Origin of the sequence: Streptomyces viridochromogenes, from assembly GCF_001270495.1 — a bacterium.
Lineage (GTDB): Bacteria > Actinomycetota > Actinomycetes > Streptomycetales > Streptomycetaceae > Streptomyces > Streptomyces viridochromogenes_A.
The window spans coordinates 33,193-54,345 of sequence record NZ_LGUR01000195.1 but is presented as its reverse complement, the minus strand read 5'-3'; the positions used below and the strand labels follow the sequence as shown (position 1 = coordinate 54,345).

The following is a 21,153-nucleotide window of genomic DNA, read 5'->3' as shown; positions in this document are numbered from 1 at the left end:
GCAGCAAACGGATGCACGCGGTCCGGGTCACTAATCTTGCGCCATGACAACGGCATTGATTACGGGATCGACCGCGGGCATCGGCGCCGCGTTCGCACGGCGGCTGGCGGCTGACGGGCACGACCTCGTCCTGGTGGCCCGGGACACCAAGCGGCTGCGCGAGCAGGCGACCGAACTGCACGACCGGCACGGCATCGAGGCCAAGGTGCTGACGGCCGACCTGGCGGAGGACGCCGGCATCGAGACGGTCACCGCCCGCCTCGGCGACCGCCGCAACCCCGTCGACCTGCTGATCAACAACGCCGGCTTCGGCAACAAGGGCCGTTACCTCGACGTCTCCATGGCCGACGAGCTGAAGATGCTCAAGGTGCACTGCGAGGCCGTACTGCGTCTGACGTCGGCGGCGGCGGAGGCGATGCGGGAGCGGGGACGCGGGGGCGTCGTCAACGTCGCGTCGGTCGCGGCCTTCGTACCGCGCGGCACGTACGGCGCGTCCAAGGCGTGGGTCGTGCAGTTCACCCAGGGTGCGGCGCGGGATCTGGCCGGGAGCGGGGTGCGGTTGATGGCGCTGTGCCCGGGGTTCGTGCGGACCGAGTTCCATGAGCGGGCCGGGATGGGGACGGACAACATCCCGGGGTGGATGTGGCTCGACGCCGACAAGGTGGCGGCCACGGCGCTGGAGGATCTGGCCCGGGGGAGGTCGCTGTCCATTCCGGACCCGCGGTACAAGGTGCTGATGGGGGCGGCGAAGCTGGTGCCGCGGGGGATGCTCGGGGGGATCAGCTCGAAGACGGGGCGGAAGTACGGGCCGCAGTAGGCGAGCGGGCGGGCGCCGGTCGGCACGGCACGGGTGAACAGGCGCACGGCCGTCGCGGTGGGGAGAATGGTGCTGTCCAGCCGCACCCAGGGGGGCCGGGAGGCGACGACCTCATGACCTTCGTACAGCTCATCGACTGCAGGACCAGCCGTTTCGACGAGATGAACCGGCTGATGGACAGGTGGGTCGAACAGACCAAGGGCAAGCGGACGGCGACGCACGACATCATCGGCAAGGACCGGTCCGACCCGGCGCACTTCATCGAGATCGTGGAGTTCGCCTCGTACGAGGAGGCGATGCGGAACTCCAACCTGCCCGAGACCGACCGGATCTTCCAGGAGATGGTGGCGCTCTGTGACGGGGAACCCACGTTCACCGATCTGGACGTGGTGCGCGACGAGCAGCTGAACGTCCTGGCGGCGCGGTCCTTCTTCGAGGCCCTGGGCAAGACGGCGCCGGAGCGGATCGGTGAGCATCTCACGGACGACTACGTCGACCACGATCCGTCGCACCCGCAGCCCGTGCAGGGCGCCGACGGGATGCGCGAGGTGTACGCGGGCTGGTACGGCGCCTTCGAGTTCGTGTTCCGGATCGACGACCAGATGGCCCAGGACGACCGGGTGTGCACCCGGTGGACCTGGGTCGCGCGCCACAGGGGCGAGTTCCTGGGGATTCCCGCGACCGGACAGGACGTGAGCATGCAGGGCATGACCTGGCAGCGGTTCCGGGACGGCGTGATCTGCGAGAGCCACTGGCAGTACGACCGGGCGGGACTGCTGGAGCAGCTGGGGGTACTCGGTCAGTGACGCCCGCGAAGGGGAAGGCCCCGCTCCCGCACCTGAGTGCGGAGGCGGGGCCTTCTCGCTGCACGCTGTGAGCGCTTGGCTCAGTGGGCGTGGCCGTGGCCGTGGCCCGCGGCGGCCGGCTCTTCCTCTTCCTTCTTCTCGACGACCAGGGTCTCGGTCGTCAGGAGCAGGGAGGCGATGGAGGCGGCGTTCTCCAGGGCGGAGCGGGTGACCTTGACCGGGTCGATGACGCCGGACTTGACCAGGTCGCCGTACTCGCCGGTGGCGGCGTTGAAGCCCTGGCCCTTGTCGAGCTCGGCGACCTTGGAGGTGATGACGTAACCCTCCAGGCCGGCGTTCTCGGCGATCCAGCGCAGCGGCTCGACGGCGGCCTTGCGGACGACCGCGACACCGGTGGCCTCGTCGCCGGTCTTGCCGAGGTTGCCCTCCAGGACCTTGACGGCGTGGACCAGCGCGGAGCCACCACCGGAGACGATGCCCTCCTCGACCGCGGCGCGGGTCGCGGAGATGGCGTCCTCCAGACGGTGCTTCTTCTCCTTCAGCTCCACCTCGGTGGCGGCGCCGACCTTGATCACGCACACGCCGCCGGCCAGCTTGGCGAGGCGCTCCTGGAGCTTCTCGCGGTCCCAGTCGGAGTCGGTGTTCTCGATCTCGGCCTTGATCTGGGCGACACGGCCCTGGACGGCCTCGGACTTGCCGGCGCCGTCGACGATCGTCGTGTCGTCCTTGGTGACCGTGATGCGGCGGGCGGAGCCCAGCACCTCCAGGCCGACCTGGTCGAGCTTGAGGCCGACCTCCTCGGAGATGACCTCGGCGCCGGTCAGCGTCGCCATGTCCTGGAGCATCGCCTTGCGGCGGTCACCGAAGCCGGGGGCCTTGACGGCGACCGCGTTGAAGGTGCCGCGGATCTTGTTGACGACCAGGGTCGACAGGGCCTCGCCCTCGACGTCCTCGGCGATGATCAGCAGCGGCTTGGAGGCACCGGCCTGGATGACCTTCTCCAGCAGCGGCAGCAGGTCCTGGATGGAGGAGATCTTGCCCTGGTTGATGAGGATGTACGGGTCCTCCAGGACGGCCTCCATGCGCTCCTGGTCCGTCACGAAGTACGGCGACAGGTAGCCCTTGTCGAAGGCCATGCCCTCGGTGAAGTCCAGCTCCAGACCGAAGGTGTTGGACTCCTCGACGGTGATGACACCGTCCTTGCCGACCTTGTCCATCGCCTCGGCGATGAGCTCGCCGACCTGCTGGTCCTGGGCGGACAGCGCGGCGACGGCGGCGATGTCGGACTTCTCGTCGATCGGGCGGGCGGTCGCGAGGAGCTCCTCGGAGACCGCGGCGACCGCCGCGTCGATGCCCTTCTTCAGGGCGGCCGGGGAGGCACCGGCGGCGACGTTCTTCAGGCCCTCGCGGACCAGCGCCTGGGCCAGCACGGTGGCGGTGGTCGTACCGTCGCCCGCGATGTCGTTGGTCTTGGTCGCCACCTCCTTCACCAGCTGGGCGCCGAGGTTCTCGTACGGGTCCTCGACCTCGACCTCACGGGCGATGGTGACACCGTCGTTGGTGATGGTGGGCGCGCCGAACTTCTTGTCGATGACGACGTTGCGGCCCTTGGGGCCGATCGTCACCTTGACCGTGTCGGCAAGCTTGTTGACGCCGCGCTCGAGGGCGCGACGGGCGTCCTCGTCGAACTTCAGGATCTTCGCCATGGGAGCGGTTCAGCCCTCTCGGAAAACGTGGGTGAAACGAACTGCGCCCCAGACGCCCGGCTTCATAAGGTCGCGGGGGCCCGGGGCGCAGCTCACAAGCAAATTGCTTGAGATGAATTACTTCTCGATGATCGCGAGCACGTCGCGAGCCGAGAGGACGAGGTACTCCTCGCCGTTGTACTTCACCTCGGTGCCGCCGTACTTGCTGTACAGCACGATGTCGCCGGTCTTGACGTCGAGCGGCAGGCGCTCGCCGTTCTCGAAGCGGCCCGGGCCCACGGCCAGGACGACGCCCTCCTGGGGCTTCTCCTTGGCGGTGTCCGGGATGACCAGGCCAGAGGCGGTGGTCTGCTCGGCGTCGAGCGGCTGGACCACAATGCGGTCCTCGAGCGGCTTGATGGCAACCTTGGAGCTGGTGGTCGTCACGATCCGACCTCCCCCTTCGGAGATCTCACGGGGTTAACTGTCTGAGGTGGCGACCAGGTGGATCCGTCGTCGCGGGTGCCGGACCTGCCCGTCGCGTAGTTGGCACTCTCCAGGGGGGAGTGCCAGACCCGAGACTATGACCGCGATTAGCACTCGGTCAAGCGGAGTGCCAGTCGCGTCCCCGGGGGCCGCCGCCTGCGGACCTCCGCTTCGGCAAAAAGTCCCGTCAGATGTAGTCCTCCAACCGGCCCACCGTCAGCCCCCGCCCCTGAACCTCCCGCAGCAGCCTCGTCGTCCGCTCCTTCAGGGTCAGTCCGGCGGGCTCGCCCGACGGGACGGAGACGATGTCGCCGGCCCGCAGCCGTCCGGGGCCGTGCGCGTACGTCAGCCCGCCGTCGCCCTCCATCGCCGCCCGCCACAGCACCACCGCCGTGATCCCGCAGTCCGCCGCCGCGCGGAGCGTGGTGGAGTCGTACGTGCCGTAGGGCGGCCGGAAGAGGCGGGGGCGGATGCCGAAGCGGGCGCGGAGCTTGTTCTGCTGGCCGCAGATCTCGGCGCGCTGGCCGCCGTACGGCAGGCCGCGCAGGGCGGCGTGGTCGAGGGTGTGGTTCTGCAGGGACGCGCCCACCGAGCGCAGGCGCGCGAAGTGGCCGTAGCCCGGGCCTACCACGCTGTCCGTGAGGAACATGCTGACGGGCAGCCGTAGTTCACGGACCATGTCGACGAAGCGGGGATCCTTCTCGGCGCCGTCGTCGTAGGTGAGGAAGACGACCTTGTCGCGGGTGGGGACGCGGTGCACGACGGGCAGCGGGGTGCCGCCGGGCAGCCGCAGCCGCCGGGCGGGCGGGGACGGCGGCGCGGGGAGCGGGGCGGTCAGGCCCCAGTGGCGATACGGCTGTGCCGTGTGCGTCTGGCCCTTCGCCGAGCGGGCGCTTTGCGCCGCCGCCTCGCCCGGTCCTGCGCCGGGAGCGACCGAACCGGCCGGCCGGGCGCAGCCGCTGAGCAGGGCGGACGCCAGGACCAGCACGGCCGCGAGCACGGCCGCGAGCACGGCCTGCGGAGCGCGCGGCCCCGGTCCCGGCCCCGGCGTCGGCCTCACAGGTAGTCCTCCAGCCGGGCCACCGCGTACCCCTCGGCCGTGACCTTGTTCAGGAACCGGCGGATCATGTCGGGCATTGTGCCCTTCCAGTCGGCCCGGCCCCGGAAGTGCGTGAGGACGATGTCACCCGGTCGGATCTTCCGGTCCCACTCGCGGTAGTCCCAGCGGTCGACGAAGACCTCCTCGTTCCACAGCGGGACGTACTTGATGCCGCACGACTTCGCGGCGCGCAGGCTGTTCCTGTTGTAGTTCCCGAAGGGCGGGCGGAAGAGCAGCGGCCGCTTGCCGTAGCGCTCCTCGATCACGTCCTGCATGGCGCAGATCTCGTACTGCTGGCGGCGGTAGGAGAGCGCCGGGAGGTAGGGGTGGTGGAGGGTGTGGTTGTTCAGGACGACGCCGGCACGCTGCATCCGCCCGAAGTAGCCGTAGTCGTCCTTGATCAGGTAGTCGCTGAGGAAGGCGGTGTACGGGACCTGGAGGTCGCTCATCATCCGCAGGAAGGCCGGGTCCTTCTCGGCGCCGTCGTCGATCGTGAGGAAGACGACCCGCTGCCTGGTGGGGATGGTGGTGAAGACCGGCGGGAGGCCGAGCTCCTCGTGTCCGTCCACCTCGAAGCCCTCACGGGTGGTGATCTTCGGCTTGGCGGCGGGGGGCGGCGGGGGCGTGAGCGGGATCCTCGCCAGGCCCCAGCGTCTGGCCGCGGCGGCGCGGGCGGCGAGGGCGGACTTCCCCGACCGGAACTTCTTGGTGTGCGGGTCCGGGGTGGCGGCCGGGGGCGGCGCCTTGAGGGGCTGCCGGCTCGGGGTGGGGCGTGCGGTCCCGGCACCGTGTGGGGCGCCCGGGCCCCCGGGGTCGCCGGCCGGTGCACACCCTGCGGCGATGGCCGCGACGGCGAGCGCGGCGATTCCGCCACGGAACCGGGCACGCCCGGGTGTCCCACGACGGCGCCTGACGACTGCCCCATTGGGGTGACTTTTGTCATTTTGTACTACTAGTCGCATGGTGCCGGATCTTCGCAGGCAGTCGTCCCGAAGCCCGGCCGACACCGCCGCCGGCGGCGGACCATCCACCGACTGGCCGACAATGGCCCGGTGAACGACCTCGCCTCCCTCTCCTCCCTCCGCACCCCCGAGGGCCGCGCCCTCCTCGACGCCGTACGCGACACCGATCCCGCCGAGGAACTCGCCGTCGCCACCCGCCTGCGCCGCGAGCACCCCGCCGAGCTGGTGTCCGCGGCCCTCGGGCAGGCACGGCTGCGGCAGCGGGCGGTGGCGAAGTTCGGGGCGGCGGACGCGGGGCGGATGTTCTTCACGCCGAACGGGGTCGAGCAGTCGACCCGGGCGAGCGTGGCGACGTACCGGGCCGGCCGGATGAAGGAGCTGGGGGTGGGCTCGGTGGCCGACCTGTGCTGCGGGATCGGAGGCGACGCGATCGCGTTGGCGCGGGCCGGGATCCGGGTGCTGGCGGTGGACCGGGATCCGGTGACGGTGGCGGTGGCGCGGGCGAATGTGGAGGCTCTGGGACTCGCCGGCCTCGTCGAGGTGCACGAGGCGGATGTCATGGGCGTCGACACGACCGGCTACGACGCCGTGTTCGTCGACCCGGCCCGGCGGGGCGGCCGCGGCCGGATCTTCGACCCCGAGGCATACTCGCCGCCGCTGTCCTGGGCCGTGGAGGCGGCCGGCAAGGCCCCGCGGGCCGCTCTGAAGATCGCGCCCGGCATCCCCCACGAGGCGATCCCGGAGGACGCCGAGGCCGAGTGGATCTCGGACAGCGGGGACGTGAAGGAGGCGGTGCTCTGGTTCGGCACCGGCATCGCCCCGGGCGCCGTGCGGGCCACCCTGCTGCCAGGGCCGCGCTCGCTGCTTTCCAGCGGTCTCCCCGACCCCGAAGTCCGGCCCGTCGGGCGGTACTTGTACGAGCCCGACGGCGCCGTCATCCGCGCCCATCTCGTGGCCGAGGTCGCCCAGCAGCTGGACGGCGGGCTCGTCGACGCGACGATCGCGTACGTCACGGCGGACGAGCCGCGCGCCACACCGTATGCGACGGCGTACGAGATCACCGACCAACTCCCCTTCAACGTCAAGAAGTTGAAGGCCCTGCTGCGGGAACGCGAAGTCGGGATCCTGACCGTGAAGAAGCGGGGGTCGGCCGTCGAGCCGGAGGAGCTGCGCAAGAAGGTCAAGCCCCAGGGGCCCAACTCGGCGACGGTGTTCCTTACTCGGGTGGCGGGGGCGCCGACGATGCTGGTCGGCCACCCGTTGGGGTGACAGCCCCGGGCTCTCCCGGACGCCTCCGACCAGGGCGGCTCACCATGCTGCCGTGACCTGGAGTGCTCTCAACCGCGCCCGCAGGCGGCTGATCCGCCGTGTTCTGCTCGTGTCCACCGCGGTCACCTGCGCGGGACTCGGTGGCTGGATGCTGATCTTCAGCGACGAGAACGACTCGGCTTTCGTGGCCACGGTGGGAAGCCTGTTCGTCGGCCTCGTCACCCTCTTCCTCGCGCTGGTCGACTTCTTCCGCCAGGAGCCGGCTCCCCTGAACCCGGCCGCACTCGCAGACGACCTCGCCCTCGTCCTCAAGGAGCAGTGGCTGGAGGAGGCCACCGCCCGGGGCCTGCGCGACCCGCGCGTCCTGCCGCTCGCGTGGAAGGCCACCGAGCGGGCGGTCACCCACCTGCCGCGCACCGCCAACGCCCGCACGCTGCGCATGCGCCTCAACGGCAGGCTCGACGGCCGCTTCGACGAAACGACCAGTCGACTGGCCCACGGATACACCCAGTTGCCCAACGGCCGGCTGGTCGCCATCGGCGAACCGGGCTCCGGCAAGAGCGTGCTCGCGATCCTGCTCACCCTCGGCCTGCTCGGCACGCGTGAGGCCGGTGGCCCCGTCCCCGTCCTGCTGACCGCCTCCTCCTGGGACCCGGTCCGCCAGCCTCTCGACGACTGGATCATCACCACACTGGCGGAGCCCCACTACAGCGGTCGTCCGGAGATCCCCCGCGCACTGCTCACGCACGGCCTGCTCGTGCCCGTACTGGACGGTCTGGACGAGATCCCGGAGTCCGCCCGCCGCAGCGCCATCCGGGGAATCAACGCGGCGATCGGAGCCGAGCGCCCCGTCGTGGTCACGTGCCGGGCGGCCGAGTACGAGGACCTGATCCGCGGCGGCGCCCCCACCCTGCGCGAGGCGCCGGTCATCGAGGTCTGCCCCGTCGCGCCCGGTGACGCGATCGCCTATCTGCGGGACGTGGACTGGCCGGCGGGCACCGACTGGACCCCGGTCTACGCCCACCTGCGCTCCGAGCCCGGCAGCCCGGTCGCCACGGCGCTGTCCACGCCCCTGATGGTGACCTCGGCGCGCCTCGTCCACGAACGGCTCGGGCTGGATCCGGCGGAGTTGCTGGACCGTTCACGGTTCGACTGCCAGTACGCCGTCGAGCAGCATCTGACCGAGCACCTGGTCGACGCCGCGTACGCCCCCCACCCCCGGCTCCCCGACTCCGGGCGGGACGGTCGCTGGACCGCCGAACAGGCCCGCAGGTGGCTGACGTTCCTCGCCTGCTACCTGCACGACCACCGGGAACGCGACCTCGCCTGGTGGCGGATGAGCGAGCGGTTGCTGAAACCGTGGTTCGCGCCCGCTCTCGGTGTCGTCGCCGGTCTGGTCCTCGGGATCGGCTCCGTCGCCTGGATCATGGGCACCCGTGCGCTCGGGGAGAACACCACCGGCGCCTTGCCCGTGATCGCCGGTTCCGTCGCCGGCGGCTTCGCGCTGCTGTCGACGATCGTGTGGTACACCGCCCCGGGGCGGCCGCCCGGACGTCTCTTGTTCTCCGTCCAGGGGTCGATGGGCCGGCTCAGACGCGGATTCCGCAACGGGGCCATGCTCACGGCGTTCGCCGTGGCTCCCGTGCTCGTCGGCGTGACCAGTTTCGTCGCGCTGGACAGCGAGGGGGGTGCCGGTTCTTTCGGCGCCGTGGAGTTCTACTACGAGATGGTCATGACCGGTCTGAGCCTGCTGATCATCATTGGCCTCGCGCTGGCCGCGCACAACTGGCTCAACGCGCCCCCGCACCATGCGACGCAGGTCAGTCCCACGAACTCGGTCACCCAGGACCGCGCTTCCGCCCTCACCGGAGCGGCCGTCGCGGGGAGCGTCGTAGCCGCCACCGGGCTACTGGGCTGGTACGCCGGGGTGTTCACGGGCGCGTGGCTCAATCGCGAGGTCAACGACTGGGTGGGCTGGCCCGGAATCCGGAACCTCGCGCTCCTGGCCCCGGACAAGTGGCACGCGGTGATGGAGACGTTCGGCGACCACACTTCCGTGCGGGTCGGGCTGACCGTCGCGCTTCCGGGGACCGTGTTCGCGCTCCTGCTCCTGCTGACCCGGGCCTGGCCCCGCTTTGTTCTGGTCCGGCTCTTCCTCGCGGCGCGGCGGCGACTTCCGCTGCGGCTGATGGAGTTTCTGGCCGACGCCCGGCGCAGGGAACTCCTGCGTCAGTCCGGTGGCGTCTACCAGTTTCGGCATGTCCGGCTACAGGAGACGCTCGCGGGCCGGCCGACGTACACGGACGGACACCCGGACGCGACGAGCGGCAGAATCCTCCGGCGCCGGGTCGTTCTCACGGCCGGGGCGGCCACCGCTATTACGGCTGCCGTCGGCAGCAGCACTCGGGACGAGAGTTTCAGGGTTTTTCCGGCACACACGGAACTTACGGCGCTGGCCTTCATTCCGGGACAGCAGACGAGTATCGCGGTCGGCGCTGCGGACGGATCGGTCTGGCTGTGGGATTACGAGGAGCACCCGCTGCCTCTCGGGAAACACCAGGTTCGGGGTAAACCCCGACACGAGCCGGCGGTGCGGGGCCTGGCTCATCACCCTTTCCGTCCACAACTCATCGTCAGCGACGACGCCGCAACGGAAGTCTGGCACACGAAGAACAGGGTTCGCACAAAGAGACTCCTCAAGAACAGAGAAGGCTCACCTGATGTGAAGTTCTCTCACCAGGGCGAACTCCTGATTGTCAGCGAGGGCAAGGTGCTGCGGCTCTGGAAGACGGGAAACGATCACGAATTCACCGGCACGCCTGTCTCCCACGAGGTGGCTCATAATTCCGGCGGTACAGCATCACTTCTTTTCGACCCGGAAGGCAGGCCGGTCACCCTTGATGACACCGGCCGGGTCTGGCGACATTCCGTGCCGTCACTGGAACGGGAGGGACAACCGCTGGCCGAAACACGCCGAAAGGGCGAGGACAACAGGTACTACGACCTCTCCGCCAACTGGCGGCACGGCCTGCTCGCCTTCGACACGGGCGATGGCGCCGACGGGGAGTACCGTGCGGGGCTGTGGACGCGCTCCAGCCGGGAAGCGCCTTGGCGGGAAACGCCCTGGTGCCCAGCCGCCTACGTCGTGGCCGTCAGTCCCACAGCCCCGATCCTGGCCGCCGTCGACAGGTACGAACACACAGTGCACATCTGGCACTGCCCCTATGGCGAGCCGGTCCGGACCGCCACTCTGAGGGGGCATACGGGCTTGATCAATACCCTGGCCTTCAGCCCGGGCGGCGAGCTGCTCGCCACCGTCAGCGCCGACCGGACCCTGCGACTGTGGCAGACGGACCCCAGCTGGCTGGACTTCCGAGCCGGAGAGTGATCACTGCTAACCCGGCAGCGCTCAGCACTCCGCAGCCCGCCTCAACAACATCTCCCGCTCCGGCTCGTTACGCGTAAGCCCCGCCGCCCGCTCGAACTCCGCCCGGGCCTCCGCCGTACGGCCGAGACGCAGGAGCAGGTCACCCCGCACGCTCGGCAGCAGGTGGTACTCCCGCAGGGCCGGTGCGGAGGCGATCGCGTCGACGATCTCCAGCGCGGGCTCCGGCCCCTCCGCCATCGACACGGCGACCGCGCGGTTCAACTCGACGACGGGGGAAGGGGATCGCGCGGCCAGCAGGCCGTACAGGGTGGCGATGGTCCGCCAGTCGGTCTCCTCGTACGTGTACGCGTGCGCGTGGCAGGCGGCGATCGCGGCCTGGAGGGCGTACGGGCCGGGGGCGCCGGTGGCCGTGGCGCCCGCGCGGTCCAGTGCTGTGATGCCGCGGGCGAGGAGCATGCGGTTCCAGCGGCGGCGGTTCTGGTCCTTGAGGAGGATCGGTTCGCCGGACGGGCCGGTGCGGGCCGCCGCGCGGGACGACTGGAATTCGAGGAGGGCGGCCAGGCCGTGCACCTCGGGCTCCTTCGGCATCAGTCCGGCCAGCAGACGGGCCAGGCGCAGCGCGTCCTCGCACAGTGCCGGGCGCAGCCAGTCGTCACCGGCCGTGGCGGCGTAACCCTCGTTGAAGATCAGGTAGATGACGTCGAGGACCGAGTCGAGGCGGGCCTCGCGGTCGGGGCCGTAGGGCACCTCGAAGGCGATGTTCTTCGTGGCGAGGGTGCGCTTGGCCCGCACGATGCGCTGGGCGACCGTGGCCTCCGGCACCAGGAACGCCCGGGCGATCTCGGGTGTCGTCAGGCCGCCGAGGAGGCGCAGGGTGAGGGCGATGCGGGCCTCGGCGGACAGGACCGGGTGGCAGGTGGTGAAGACCAGCCGGAGCAGGTCGTCGTCGATGTCGTCAGGGTCGTACGAGGCGGACGGTTCCTCGGGCGGCGCCGTCGTCTCCAGGTCGCGGCCGATCTCGGCCAGCTTGCGGGCGTAGTTCTCCCGGCGGCGGATCAGGTCCACGGCGCGGTGCTTGGCGGCGGCCATGAGCCAGGCGCCGGGGTTGTCGGGGACCCCGTCCCGGGGCCACTGCTCCAACGCGGCGACCAGCGCGTCCTGCGCGAGCTCCTCGGCGATGCCGACGTCGCGGACCATCCGGGCGACGGCGGCGATCACGCGCGGGGACTCGATACGGAAGACGGTCTCGATGGTGCCGTGCGGGTCTGCGGTGGGCTGCGGGGTCACAGCCCACCATGCAACACCCGTACGGCCGTGGATCCAAGGAAGGCGGATCAGCCCTCGGCGATTTCCCGGACCTCGCAGGTGACCTGCCATTCCGGGCCGTGGACCTTCAGGAACCGCGAGGCCCACTCCAGCGCCTCGGCCTTGTCCTTGCACTGCATGATCGCGTAACCGCCGACGACCTCCTTGGACTCGGTGAAGGGCCCGTCGGTGACGGAGGTCTTCGCACCGTCCCAGTGCACGCGGGTGCCCTGCGCCGACGGGGTGAGCCCGGCGGTGTCGAGCATCACGCCGGCCTTGGTGATCTCTTCCAGCAGTTCGCCCATGCGCTGCATCATCTCGGGGCTGGGGCCCTCGGCGGGCGCGGTGGACTCGTCGATCCGGACGAGGGAGAGGTAACGCGGCATGGTGACTCCTCAGGGACTCAAGGGCGGTGACCGGGTCCTTCCCGGCCTCTCACTCCTGCGTCGAACGGGAGGCTCCCGGATCGACACGCTCCCCGGATTCTCTTCGAAGATCTTTTCCGCTCACCGCAGCGACTCCCACAAATCCCCCGCCTCCGGCTCCCGCGCCACCACCCGGTTGGGATCCGACGGCGCCGGCGCCACCGGCATCGTCACCGTCCGCACCGTGTCCGACGACAGGCCCCGCAGGCTCTCCCCCAGGCTCATCAGCTCGCTCAGGGAGTCCAGTCCCGTGTCCGTCGTCAGGCTGTCCGTCACCGCTTCGGCGACGCGGTAGAGGCGGGTCGGGTCGGTCAGCAGGTCGGTGGCGGAGATCTGGTCCAGGAGGGCCTTCACCAGCTTCTGCTGGAGGCCTATGCGGCCCAGGTCGCTGCCGTCGCCGATGCCGTGCCGGGTGCGGGCGAGGGCCAGGGCCGTGGTGCCGTCCAGCCGGTGGGTGCCGGCCTCCAGGGTCAGGTGGCTGTCCTCGTCGTCGATGTCCTCGTCGGTCGTGACCGTGACGCCGCCCAGCGCGTCCACCAGCTTCGCGAAGCCCGAGAAGTCGATCTCGACGTAGTGGTCCATGCGGACGTCCGTGAGCGACTCGACCGTCTTGACCGCGCACACGGGGCCGCCGACCGCGTACGCGCCGTTGAACATCGTGCGGTAGGCCACCTCCGTCGAGCCGCCCGACGGCAGCGGGCAGGACGGACGGGTGACGAGGGTGTCGCGCGGGATGCTGACGACCGTCGCCGCCGTGCGGCCGGCGTCGATGTGGACCACCATCGCCGTGTCCGAGCGGGCTCCGGTGCCGCTGCCGCCGCCCAACTCCTGGTTCTCCGCGCCGCTGCGCGAGTCCGAGCCCAGGACCAGGATGTTCAGGGATCCGGTCGGCAGCGGGGAGGCCGCGGCGGAGGACGACGGTGAGGGCGTCGTCACGCCCCTCGGCGGCCGGTTGTCGCCGAGCGCGCTGTTGATGTCGACGCTCTTGATGTTGTCGTTCAGGTGCCAGTAGGCCCAGCCTGCCGTGCCCACGCCCAGCACCAGGCCGCCCGCGAGGACGAGGCCGGCGGCCTTCAGCACCCTGGACCGCCGGCCCACGCGTCTGCCGTGGTCCCCGTTCGTTTCCCGCCCGTTGGCGCCATGTCCCGTCACAGGCAGGAACGTACGTCCGAATTATTACGGGCAGGGACGGCAGGGCGGCTTTTCTTCGGAAATTCTCAGACTTCCCGGGGCTGCCTCACCCCAGCGTCACCGTCGGCACCGGATTGCTCCCGTTCCACGACCCGTTGAACCCGAAGGTCACCGAACCACCGTCGGGAACCGTCGCGTTGTACGAGGCGTTGGAACAGGTGACCGCCGCCCCCGACTGCGTACAGCTCGCGTTCCACGCCTGCGTGAGCTGCTGCCCCGCGCCGTACGTCCAGCCCACCTTCCAGGACGACAGCGCCGCCCCCGAGCAGGCGATCCGGACCTGCCCGGTGAAGCCGGTGTTCCACTGGCTGGTGACGCTGTAGGTCGCCGTGCACTCGTCCATGGGAGGCGGTGTCGTCGTGCCGCCGCCCAGCGACTCGGCGATCGCCCGGTAGGCCGGTTTCGGCGCGTAGTTCTCGTCGTACGGCGTCGCCGCGCCCTGCCCGGGGAAGGTGCTCGGGATCCAGGAGTCGGAGTCGGTGAAGCCCCAGACGGTGACGCCGACGCACCGGGACACCGCGAGGCAGGCGTTCATGACCGCCTTGTAGTCGGCGGCCTGCTGCGTCAGCTTGGCGCTGTCCGACGGCAGTTGCATACGGATGTCCAGCTCGGTGATCGCCACGTCGACGCCGAGATCGGCGAACCGCTGGATGTTCTGCTGCAGGGTGGACGGGACCTGACCGAGGATGAGGTGGGCCTGGAGCCCTACCCCGTCGATCGGCACGCCCCGCTCCTTCAGCGACTTGACCAGGTTGTACAGGGCGGTGCTCTTCGCGTTGACGCCCTCGACGTTGTAGTCGTTGATGTAGAGCTTGGCGCTCGGGTCGGCGGCGCGGGCCGCGGTCAGGGCCTGGGCGATGTAGTCGGCGCCGAGGCCGTTGTACCAGAGGGTCTGGCGGTAGGTGCCGTCCTCGTTGAACGGCTCGTTCACCACGTCCCAGGTCGCCAGCCGACCCTTGTAGCGGCCCACTTCGGTGGCGATGTGGTCGTTCATCAGCTGGCCCAGCTGGGCCGGGGTCCAGCTGCCGTTCGTCAGCCAGCTCGGGTTCTGGCTGTGCCAGACCAGCGTGTGGCCGCGCACCTGCTGGCCGTGCGCCTCGGCGAAGGCCACGATCTGGTCGGCCTCGGCCCAGTTGAAGGTGCCACGCGTCGGCTCGACGGAACCCCACTTCATGGCGTTGCCGGGGGTCAGCGCGTTGAACTCCCGGCCCGCGATGTCGCCGTAGGTCCCGGTGAGCTTGGAGCCGGTGACGGCCGTGCCCATGACCTTGCCCTTGGCGGCCGCGAGGTCGCGCAGCGGCGGGTCGGCAGCCTGGGCGGGGGTGGCGCCCAGGGTCAGCAGGAGAGCCGCGGCTCCGGTGAGGAGCGCGGCAAGACGTGCACGTGACGATCTGGAGGGTCTCATGGCGGGGCCTCCGAAAGTTTCGGTCGTGCAACCGATTGACTTCGGAGGAGTGTGGAGGCGACCGCCCCACCCGTCAATACGTCAACTTCCGGCCACCTGGGCCACTCAGGTCCCGTCGGGCGCCGCCGTGCTGCTGCGCACCACCAAGCTGGTCGCCAGCTCCACCCGCGTGGCCGCCGGTGTCCCCTCCTCCCGCGCGAGGTCGAGGACCAGCTTCGCCGCCGCCTCCGCCATCTCCGTCAGCGGCTGCCGTACGGTCGTCAGCGGCGGTCCTACCCAGCGCGCGATCGGCAGATCGTCGAAGCCGACCACGCTGAGGTCCTCCGGAATCCGCAGTCCCAGCTCGCGCGCGGCCTCGTACAGCCCGAGCGCCTGGAGGTCGTTGCCGGCGAAGACGGCGGTCGGCCGGTCCGGGCGGCGCAGCAGTTCCAGGCCCTGCCGGTAGCCGGTCTCGTGGTGGAAGTCGCCGGGTCGGATCAGGTCCTGGTCGACCGGGAGTCCGGCCGTCTCCAGGGCGGCGCGGTAGCCGTCGATGCGGGCGCGGCTGCACATCATCCGGGACGGCCCGGTGATCGCGCCGATCCTGCGGTGCCCCAGATCGACCAGATGCCGGGTGGCGGCCAGCCCGCCCTGCCAGTTGGTCGCCCCGATGGACGGCACGTCGTCGCCCGGGTCGCCCGCCGGGTCCATCACCACGAACGGGACCGAGCGGCTGGTCAGCAGGGCGCGCTGGGACTCGTCGAGGCCGGACAGGACGAGGATCACGCCGTGCGGGCGACGGGCGGCGACCTGGTCGGCCCAGGTACGGCCGGGAGTGAGCCGCCCGGCGCTCTCGCTGAGCACGACGCTCAGCCCGGCGTCCCGGGCGACGTTCTCCACCCCCCGGATGACCTCCATCGCCCACGCGCTCTCCAGCTCGTGGAAGACCAGGTCGATCAGGGGGGACCGGCTGGCCTCGGCGCGTCGGCGGCGGTAGCCGTGGGTGCGCAGCAGCTCCTCGACCCGGGTGCGGGTGGCCGGGGCGACGTCGGCGCGTCCGTTGAGGACCTTCGAAACAGTCGGCGCGGACACGCCGGCCTCGCGGGCGATCTCGGCGAGCGTCGCGGTCTGCGTGGACCGACCGGCCGACGGTGAGGTCGTCCGGGTTTCACTCAGTGTCTTCCGGGTTTCACCCGGCGGCGTCCGGCTTTCAGCGGGCTCACGGGCAGTCATGGCGGCGATCGTATCCCTGCATGACCTCTTGACGAACCCTTCTCACCGCGCCTAGGTTCCCGGAACATTCGAGGTGAATAACGAAACATTCGCGAGTGGGCCATCGCCCCGACAGGAGTTTCATGACCACCGCCCCCTGGCGCGACCCCGCCCTGCCCGCCGCCGCCCGCGTCGACGACCTCCTCTCCCGGATGACCCTGGAGGAGAAGACCGCCCAGCTGTACGGCGTGTGGGTGGGCGCCGCCACGGACGGCGACGGCGTCGCCCCTCACCAGCACGACATGACCGCCGACCGCTCCGACGACGAATGGGACGAGCTGATCGCCCTCGGCCTCGGCCAGCTCACCCGCTCCTTCGGCACGGCCCCCGTGGACCCGGCGCTGGGCGCGCAGGCACTGGCCCGCGCCCAGCGCCGGATCGCCGCGGCGGGCCGCTTCGGCATCCCGGCGGTGGCCCACGAGGAGTGCCTGGCGGGCTTCACGGCCTGGCAGGCCACGGCCTACCCGGTCCCGCTGGCGTGGGGGGCCACCTTCGACCCCCCGCTCGTCGAGGAGATGGCCCACCGCATCGGCGAGGACCTGCGCTCGGTGGGCATCCACCAGGGGCTGGCCCCCGTCCTGGACGTCGTACGCGATCCACGCTGGGGCCGGGTCGAGGAGACCGCCGGCGAGGACCCGTACCTGGTCGGCACGGTCGGCGCGGCGTACGTCCGGGGCCTGGAGTCGGCCGGCGTCGTCGCGACGCTCAAGCACTTCGCCGGGTACGCGTCCTCGGCGGGCGCCCGCAATCTCGCGCCCGTACGCGCGGGCATCCGCGAGTTCGCGGACATCACCCTGCCCCCGTTCGAGATGGCGCTGCGCGAGGGCGGGGCGCGTTCGGTGATGGCGGCGTACAACGAGACGGACGGCGTGCCGGCCTCCGCGGACGCGGGCCTGCTGACGGAACTCCTCCGCGAGCGATGGGGTTTCACGGGCACGGTGGTCGCCGACTACTTCGGCATCGGCTTCCTGGAGACCCTGCACCGCGTGGCGGGCAGCCCGGCCGAGGCGGCGCACACGGCGCTGGCGGCCGGTGTCGACGTAGAACTCCCCACCCTGAAGTGCTACGGAAAACCGCTGGTGGAGGCCGTCCGGGCGGGCGAGATCCCTGAGGAGCTGGTGGACCGCGCGGCCCGGCGGGTCCTCCTCCAGAAGTGCGAGCTCGGCCTCCTGGACGAGGACTGGGCCCCGGAACCGGCGGCGACGACACGCATCGACCTGGACTCCCCCGCGAACCGCGCCCTCGCCCGCCGCGTGGCCGAGGAGTCGGTGGTCCTGCTGGACAACCCGGACGGGGTGCTGCCGCTCCCGCCGGACGCCCGTGTCGCGGTCGTCGGCCCACGCGCGGCGGACGCCCTGGCCATGCTGGGCTGCTACTCCTTCCCGTCCCACGTCCTCACGCACCACCCCGAGGTCCCGCTGGGCATCGAGATCCCGACGGTCCTGGAGGCGTTGCGCGCCGAACTCCCGGACGCCAAGGTGACGTTCGCGGAGGGCTGCGGCGTCTCCGACCCGGACACGGCGGGCTTCGAGGAGGCGGTGGCCCGGGCCGCGGAGGCGGACGTGTGCCTGGCGGTGCTGGGCGACCGGGCGGGGCTGTTCGGACGGGGCACGTCGGGCGAGGGCTGCGACGTGACGGACCTCCGGCTGCCGGGCGCTCAGGGTGAGCTGCTGGACGCCCTCGTGGCCACGGGCGTCCCGGTCGTCCTGGTCCTGCTCACCGGCCGCCCCTACGCGCTGGGCCGCTGGCACGGACGGCTGGCGGCGGTCGTCCAGGCGTTCTTCCCGGGCGAGGAGGGCGGCCCGGCGGTGGCGGGGGTGCTGTCGGGCCGCGTCAACCCGTCGGGGCGGCTGCCGGTGAGCGTGCCCCGGGTGCCCGGGGGCCAGCCGTGGACGTACCTCCAGCCGCCGTTGGGGCTGGCGGGGGAGGTCAGCAACCTGGACCCGACGCCGCTGTACGCGTTCGGGCACGGAGGGTCGTACACGTCGTTCACGTGGGGGGACTTCACGGGCGGCGAGGGTGTGACGGAGATCGGCACGGACGGGTCGTACGACGTGTCGCTGACCGTCCGCAACACGGGTGACCGCGAGGGCGCGGAGGTGGTCCAGCTCTATCTGCACGACCCCGTGGCGTCGGTGACGCGGCCGGACGTGCGGCTGATCGGCTATCAGCGGGTGGAGCTGGCGCCCGGTGGGGCGAGCCGCGTGAGGTTCCGCTTCCACGCGGACCTGTCGTCGTTCACGGACCGCTCCGGGCGCAGAGTGGTCGAACCGGGCGCGCTGGAGCTGCGGCTGGCGGCGTCGAGTGCGGACGTACGCCATACGGCGCGGCTCGACCTCACCGGCCCGGTACGGGAGTTGGGGCCGGACCGGCGGCTGCGGTGCGAGGTGGAGGTGTCGGCACCGGCCTGACGCGGACTTACGTCACTCTGGTGCCGGCCATGGTCACTTCACACCCGGCGACTCGACCGCGACGGACTCGAACCGCCACCGGTGCACGGCCCTGGCGACCAACTCGCCGTCCGGCTCCGGCAGTTCAGGCAGGTCGTCCTCGAAATCCGCGTCCCACCACGTGATGACGAGCACCCGGTCCTGCGCGGCCCGGAGGGTCTCCCGGCGCAGCGGCCGTACGGCCAACTCCTGCGCCCGGGCCCAGGCCAGCAGCTCCTCCCCCCGTCCCGGAACCGCCCGCGCCTCCCACATCAACGCGACCGTCACGAGTACAGGTTCTCCTTGCTGACCTCGTGCACATGGTCGTGATCGTGGTCGTGCCCCGGCACATGAGGGTCCGTCACCGGCAACGAGGAGTCCGCCGACAGGTCCCAGCTGGACGCGGGCCGGCCCCGCGCAACCATCTCCGCGCCGAGTGCCGCCACCATCGCCCCGTTGTCCGTGCACAGCTTGGGCCGGGGCACGCGCAGCCGGATGCCTGCCGCCTCGCAGCGCTCCTGCGCGAGGGCACGCAGGCGGGAGTTCGCGGCGACACCGCCGCCGATCATCAGGTGGTCGACGCCCTCGTCCTTGCAGGCGCGGACGGCCTTGCGGGTCAGCACGTCCACGACGGCCTCCTGGAAGGAGGCGGAGACGTCCCGCACCGGAACCTCCTCGCCCGCCGCCCGCTTGGCCTCGATCCAGCGGGCGACCGCCGTCTTCAGACCGGAGAAGGAGAAGTCGTACGCCGGGTCGCGCGGCCCGGTCAGACCGCGCGGGAACGCGATCGCCTGCGGGTCGCCCTCGCGCGCGTACCGGTCGATGACCGGACCGCCCGGGAAGCCCAGGTTCAGCACCCGGGCGATCTTGTCGAAGGCCTCGCCGGCCGCGTCGTCGATGGTCGCGCCCATCGGGCGGACGTCCGAGGTGATGTCCGACGACAGCAGCAGCGAGCTGTGCCCGCCGGACACCAGCAGCGCCATCGTCGGCTCCGGCAGCGCGCCGTGCTCCAGCTGGTCCACGCAGATGTGGGAGGCGAGGTGGTTGACGCCGTAGAGCGGCTTGCCCAGCGCGTAGGCGTACGCCTTGGCCGCCGACACGCCGACCAGCAGCGCGCCCGCGAGCCCTGGTCCCGCGGTCACCGCGATGCCGTCCAGGTCACGGGCGGAGACACCCGCCTCCTTCAGCGCGCGGTCGATCGTCGGGACCATCGCCTCCAGGTGTGCCCGGGAGGCGACTTCCGGCACGACGCCGCCGAAGCGGGCGTGCTCGTCGACGCTGGAGGCGATGGCGTCGGCGAGCAGGGTGGTGCCGCGGACGATGCCGACGCCGGTCTCGTCGCAGGAGGTCTCGATGCCCAGGACGAGCGGCTCGTCGCGTGAGTCAGCCATTGATCTCGGTTCCTTGTACGGAAGGTGAACCCGCGGCGGAGCCGCCGTTGGATTTCGTGTTCAGTCGCATCACCAGGGCGTCCACGTTCCCCGGCTGGTAGTAGCCGCGCCGGAAGCCGATGGCCTCGAAGCCGAAGCGCTCGTACAGCTTCTGCGCGCGGATGTTGTCCACGCGGCACTCCAGCATCACTTCGGCGCATTCGAAGGCGGTGGCGGCGCGCAGCAGTTCGGTGAGGAGACGGCCGCCCAGGCCCGTCCCCCACTGGTCGCGGGCGACGGCGATGGTCTGGACGTCGGCCAGGTCCCCGGAGGAGGCGAGGCCGGCGTATCCGACCATCCGTTCGCCGTCCTCGGCGACGACGTAGTGCCGTGTCGCCCCGGGCCCGCGCGAGTGGGCCAGCTCGGACCAGAACATCCCCCGGGACCATGCGTCCTCGGGGAAGAGGACCTTCTCAAGTCCCAGTACGGCGTCGATGTCCCACCAGCGCATCTCGCGCAGCACAGGAGTCACGGGCGGCCCGGTCTCCGGTCCGGTCGGCTGTCCTGTCACTTGGGGGTGACCACCTTGTAGTTCTTGGGGACCTGGGCGTCGGGCCGGCGCAGGTACAGCGGTCTGGGCGCGGGAAGTTCCTCGCCCGCCGCGAGCCTCTCGGCGGCCAGCGCCGCGAGGGCCGCCGCCGACACATGCTCGGGCTCGTGGGCGCCGGGGAAGGTGTCGGGGTACAGCAGCGCGCCCGCGCCGACGGCCGGCAGCCCGGCGACCTGGTCGGCGATGTCGGCGGGCCGGTCGACGGCCGGGTCGCTCAGCCGCGTGCGGGAGTCGGCGTAGCGCGCCCAGTAGACCTCCTTGCGCCGGGCGTCGGTCGCCACGACGAAGGGGCCCTTCTCGATGTCGGCGGCGTACGCGAGACCGTCGAGCGTGCACACACCGTGCACGGGGACGCCGAGGGCGAGCCCGAAGGTGTCGGCGGTCATCAGACCGACGCGCAGCCCGGTGTACGGGCCGGGGCCGATGCCCACGACGATGCCGGTGACGGCGTCGAGCTTGAGTCCGGCCTCGGCGAGGACCCGGTCGACGGCCGGCAGCAGCAGCTCGCCGTGCCGGCGCGCGTCCACCTGGCTCGACGAGGCGATGACGTCCGTACCGTCGTGCAGCGCGACGGTGACGGCGGGGGTGGCGGTATCCAGAGCGAGCAAGAGCACGCAAACAGCCTACGGCGCCCGCGCCCCCAGAAGCGCCGCCC

At 71.2% G+C, this 21,153-nt stretch carries 18 protein-coding genes; 5 read left to right on the top strand and 13 right to left on the bottom strand.

Annotated elements, in window-relative coordinates; translation table 11 throughout:
- Nucleotides 1–43 precede the first annotated feature (43 nt).
- Together ADK36_RS19675 and ADK36_RS19670 are read left to right on the top strand one after the other, a co-directional pair.
- On the top strand, nt 44–817 hold the full coding sequence (locus ADK36_RS19675; protein ID WP_048584840.1) for an SDR family NAD(P)-dependent oxidoreductase: 774 nt from the start codon (nt 44–46) through the stop codon (nt 815–817).
- A 113-nt stretch (nt 818–930) separates the two neighbouring features.
- Nucleotides 931–1,623 (top strand): ester cyclase, encoded by a 693-nt coding sequence (locus ADK36_RS19670; RefSeq protein WP_053198458.1) that lies wholly within the window; start codon nt 931–933, stop codon nt 1,621–1,623.
- Nucleotides 1,624–1,703: 80 nt separating this feature from the next.
- Here ADK36_RS19670 and groL read toward each other — a convergent pair whose 3' ends face one another.
- The 4 genes from groL to ADK36_RS19650 all read right to left on the bottom strand — a co-directional run bounded on the left by groL (nt 1,704) and on the right by ADK36_RS19650 (nt 5,855).
- Nucleotides 1,704–3,329 carry a chaperonin GroEL gene (gene groL, locus ADK36_RS19665; protein ID WP_048584842.1) on the bottom strand — a complete coding sequence of 542 codons (1,626 nt, stop codon included), beginning with the start codon at nt 3,327–3,329 and terminating at the stop codon, nt 1,704–1,706.
- 117 nt (nt 3,330–3,446) lie between these two features.
- Entirely contained in the window at nt 3,447–3,755 is a 309-nt protein-coding gene (gene groES / locus ADK36_RS19660) for a co-chaperone GroES (RefSeq protein WP_003998759.1), read from the bottom strand.
- Between the two features lie 226 nt (nt 3,756–3,981).
- Nucleotides 3,982–4,854: a polysaccharide deacetylase family protein gene (locus ADK36_RS19655; RefSeq protein WP_107086890.1), complete on the bottom strand. Its 873-nt coding sequence runs from the start codon at nt 4,852–4,854 to the stop codon at nt 3,982–3,984.
- The gene (locus ADK36_RS19650; protein WP_078916534.1) at nt 4,851–5,855 is read right to left on the bottom strand and encodes a polysaccharide deacetylase family protein; all 1,005 of its coding nucleotides are present in this window, start codon (nt 5,853–5,855) and stop codon (nt 4,851–4,853) included. Before ADK36_RS19650 ends, ADK36_RS19655 begins: the two co-directional genes overlap by 4 nt.
- 90 nt (nt 5,856–5,945) lie before the next feature.
- On the opposite strand from ADK36_RS19650, the gene ADK36_RS19645 reads away from it, so the two are divergent.
- Nucleotides 5,946–7,124 (top strand): class I SAM-dependent methyltransferase, encoded by a 1,179-nt coding sequence (locus ADK36_RS19645; RefSeq protein ID WP_048584844.1) that lies wholly within the window; start codon nt 5,946–5,948, stop codon nt 7,122–7,124.
- A 52-nt stretch (nt 7,125–7,176) separates the two neighbouring features.
- The gene (locus ADK36_RS19640) at nt 7,177–10,512 is read left to right on the top strand and encodes a WD40 repeat domain-containing protein (RefSeq protein ID WP_048584845.1); all 3,336 of its coding nucleotides are present in this window, start codon (nt 7,177–7,179) and stop codon (nt 10,510–10,512) included.
- A gap of 21 nt (nt 10,513–10,533) precedes the next feature.
- Here the strand turns inward: ADK36_RS19640 and ADK36_RS19635 are convergent, their stop codons facing one another.
- From ADK36_RS19635 to ADK36_RS19615, 5 genes are all read right to left on the bottom strand, one after another.
- Nucleotides 10,534–11,799: an RNA polymerase sigma factor gene (locus ADK36_RS19635; protein WP_048584846.1), complete on the bottom strand. Its 1,266-nt coding sequence runs from the start codon at nt 11,797–11,799 to the stop codon at nt 10,534–10,536.
- Nucleotides 11,800–11,846: 47 nt separating this feature from the next.
- Complete coding sequence (locus ADK36_RS19630; RefSeq protein WP_048584847.1) at nt 11,847–12,203, bottom strand: YciI family protein; 357 nt, start codon at nt 12,201–12,203, stop codon at nt 11,847–11,849.
- Between the two features lie 120 nt (nt 12,204–12,323).
- Nucleotides 12,324–13,400, bottom strand: a complete 1,077-nt coding sequence (locus ADK36_RS19625) for an LCP family protein (RefSeq protein WP_078942667.1) — start codon at nt 13,398–13,400, stop codon at nt 12,324–12,326.
- A gap of 79 nt (nt 13,401–13,479) precedes the next feature.
- Nucleotides 13,480–14,838, bottom strand: coding sequence for an endo-1,4-beta-xylanase (locus tag ADK36_RS19620; RefSeq protein ID WP_053198454.1), 1,359 nt, complete (start codon nt 14,836–14,838; stop codon nt 13,480–13,482).
- A 105-nt stretch (nt 14,839–14,943) separates the two neighbouring features.
- Nucleotides 14,944–16,050 (bottom strand): LacI family DNA-binding transcriptional regulator, encoded by a 1,107-nt coding sequence (locus ADK36_RS19615; protein ID WP_048584850.1) that lies wholly within the window; start codon nt 16,048–16,050, stop codon nt 14,944–14,946.
- Nucleotides 16,051–16,172: 122 nt separating this feature from the next.
- Between ADK36_RS19615 and ADK36_RS19610 the strand changes: the two genes are divergently transcribed.
- On the top strand, nt 16,173–18,500 hold the full coding sequence (locus ADK36_RS19610; RefSeq protein ID WP_053198452.1) for a glycoside hydrolase family 3 N-terminal domain-containing protein: 2,328 nt from the start codon (nt 16,173–16,175) through the stop codon (nt 18,498–18,500).
- Between the two features lie 33 nt (nt 18,501–18,533).
- Here ADK36_RS19610 and ADK36_RS19605 read toward each other — a convergent pair whose 3' ends face one another.
- The 4 genes from ADK36_RS19605 to tsaB are packed head-to-tail and all read right to left on the bottom strand — an operon-like array spanning nt 18,534 to nt 21,112.
- Entirely contained in the window at nt 18,534–18,806 is a 273-nt protein-coding gene (locus ADK36_RS19605) for a hypothetical protein (protein WP_053198450.1), read from the bottom strand.
- Nucleotides 18,803–19,909 carry a tRNA (adenosine(37)-N6)-threonylcarbamoyltransferase complex transferase subunit TsaD gene (gene tsaD / locus ADK36_RS19600; protein WP_048584853.1) on the bottom strand — a complete coding sequence of 369 codons (1,107 nt, stop codon included), beginning with the start codon at nt 19,907–19,909 and terminating at the stop codon, nt 18,803–18,805. The genes ADK36_RS19605 and tsaD overlap by 4 nt, the downstream gene beginning before the upstream one ends.
- The gene (gene rimI, locus ADK36_RS19595) at nt 19,902–20,399 is read right to left on the bottom strand and encodes a ribosomal protein S18-alanine N-acetyltransferase (RefSeq protein WP_048584878.1); all 498 of its coding nucleotides are present in this window, start codon (nt 20,397–20,399) and stop codon (nt 19,902–19,904) included. Before rimI ends, tsaD begins: the two co-directional genes overlap by 8 nt.
- Before the next feature lie 56 nt (nt 20,400–20,455).
- Entirely contained in the window at nt 20,456–21,112 is a 657-nt protein-coding gene (gene tsaB, locus ADK36_RS19590) for a tRNA (adenosine(37)-N6)-threonylcarbamoyltransferase complex dimerization subunit type 1 TsaB (protein WP_048584854.1), read from the bottom strand.
- Nucleotides 21,113–21,153 lie beyond the last annotated feature (41 nt).

Bases quoted from the DNA above. Each gene is read 5' to 3' on its own strand.
- tsaD (WP_048584853.1), bottom strand. From the start codon at position 19,909: ATGGCTGACTCACGCGACGAGCCGCTCGTCCTGGGCATCGAGACCTCC.
- groL (WP_048584842.1), bottom strand. From the start codon at position 3,329: ATGGCGAAGATCCTGAAGTTCGACGAGGACGCCCGTCGCGCCCTCGAG.
- ADK36_RS19675 (WP_048584840.1), top strand. From the start codon at position 44: ATGACAACGGCATTGATTACGGGATCGACCGCGGGCATCGGCGCCGCG.
- ADK36_RS19615 (WP_048584850.1), bottom strand. From the start codon at position 16,050: ATGACTGCCCGTGAGCCCGCTGAAAGCCGGACGCCGCCGGGTGAAACC.
- ADK36_RS19610 (WP_053198452.1), top strand. From the start codon at position 16,173: ATGACCACCGCCCCCTGGCGCGACCCCGCCCTGCCCGCCGCCGCCCGC.
- ADK36_RS19630 (WP_048584847.1), bottom strand. From the start codon at position 12,203: ATGCCGCGTTACCTCTCCCTCGTCCGGATCGACGAGTCCACCGCGCCC.
- ADK36_RS19670 (WP_053198458.1), top strand. From the start codon at position 931: ATGACCTTCGTACAGCTCATCGACTGCAGGACCAGCCGTTTCGACGAG.
- rimI (WP_048584878.1), bottom strand. From the start codon at position 20,399: ATGCGCTGGTGGGACATCGACGCCGTACTGGGACTTGAGAAGGTCCTC.
- ADK36_RS19620 (WP_053198454.1), bottom strand. From the start codon at position 14,838: ATGAGACCCTCCAGATCGTCACGTGCACGTCTTGCCGCGCTCCTCACC.
- ADK36_RS19650 (WP_078916534.1), bottom strand. From the start codon at position 5,855: ATGCGACTAGTAGTACAAAATGACAAAAGTCACCCCAATGGGGCAGTC.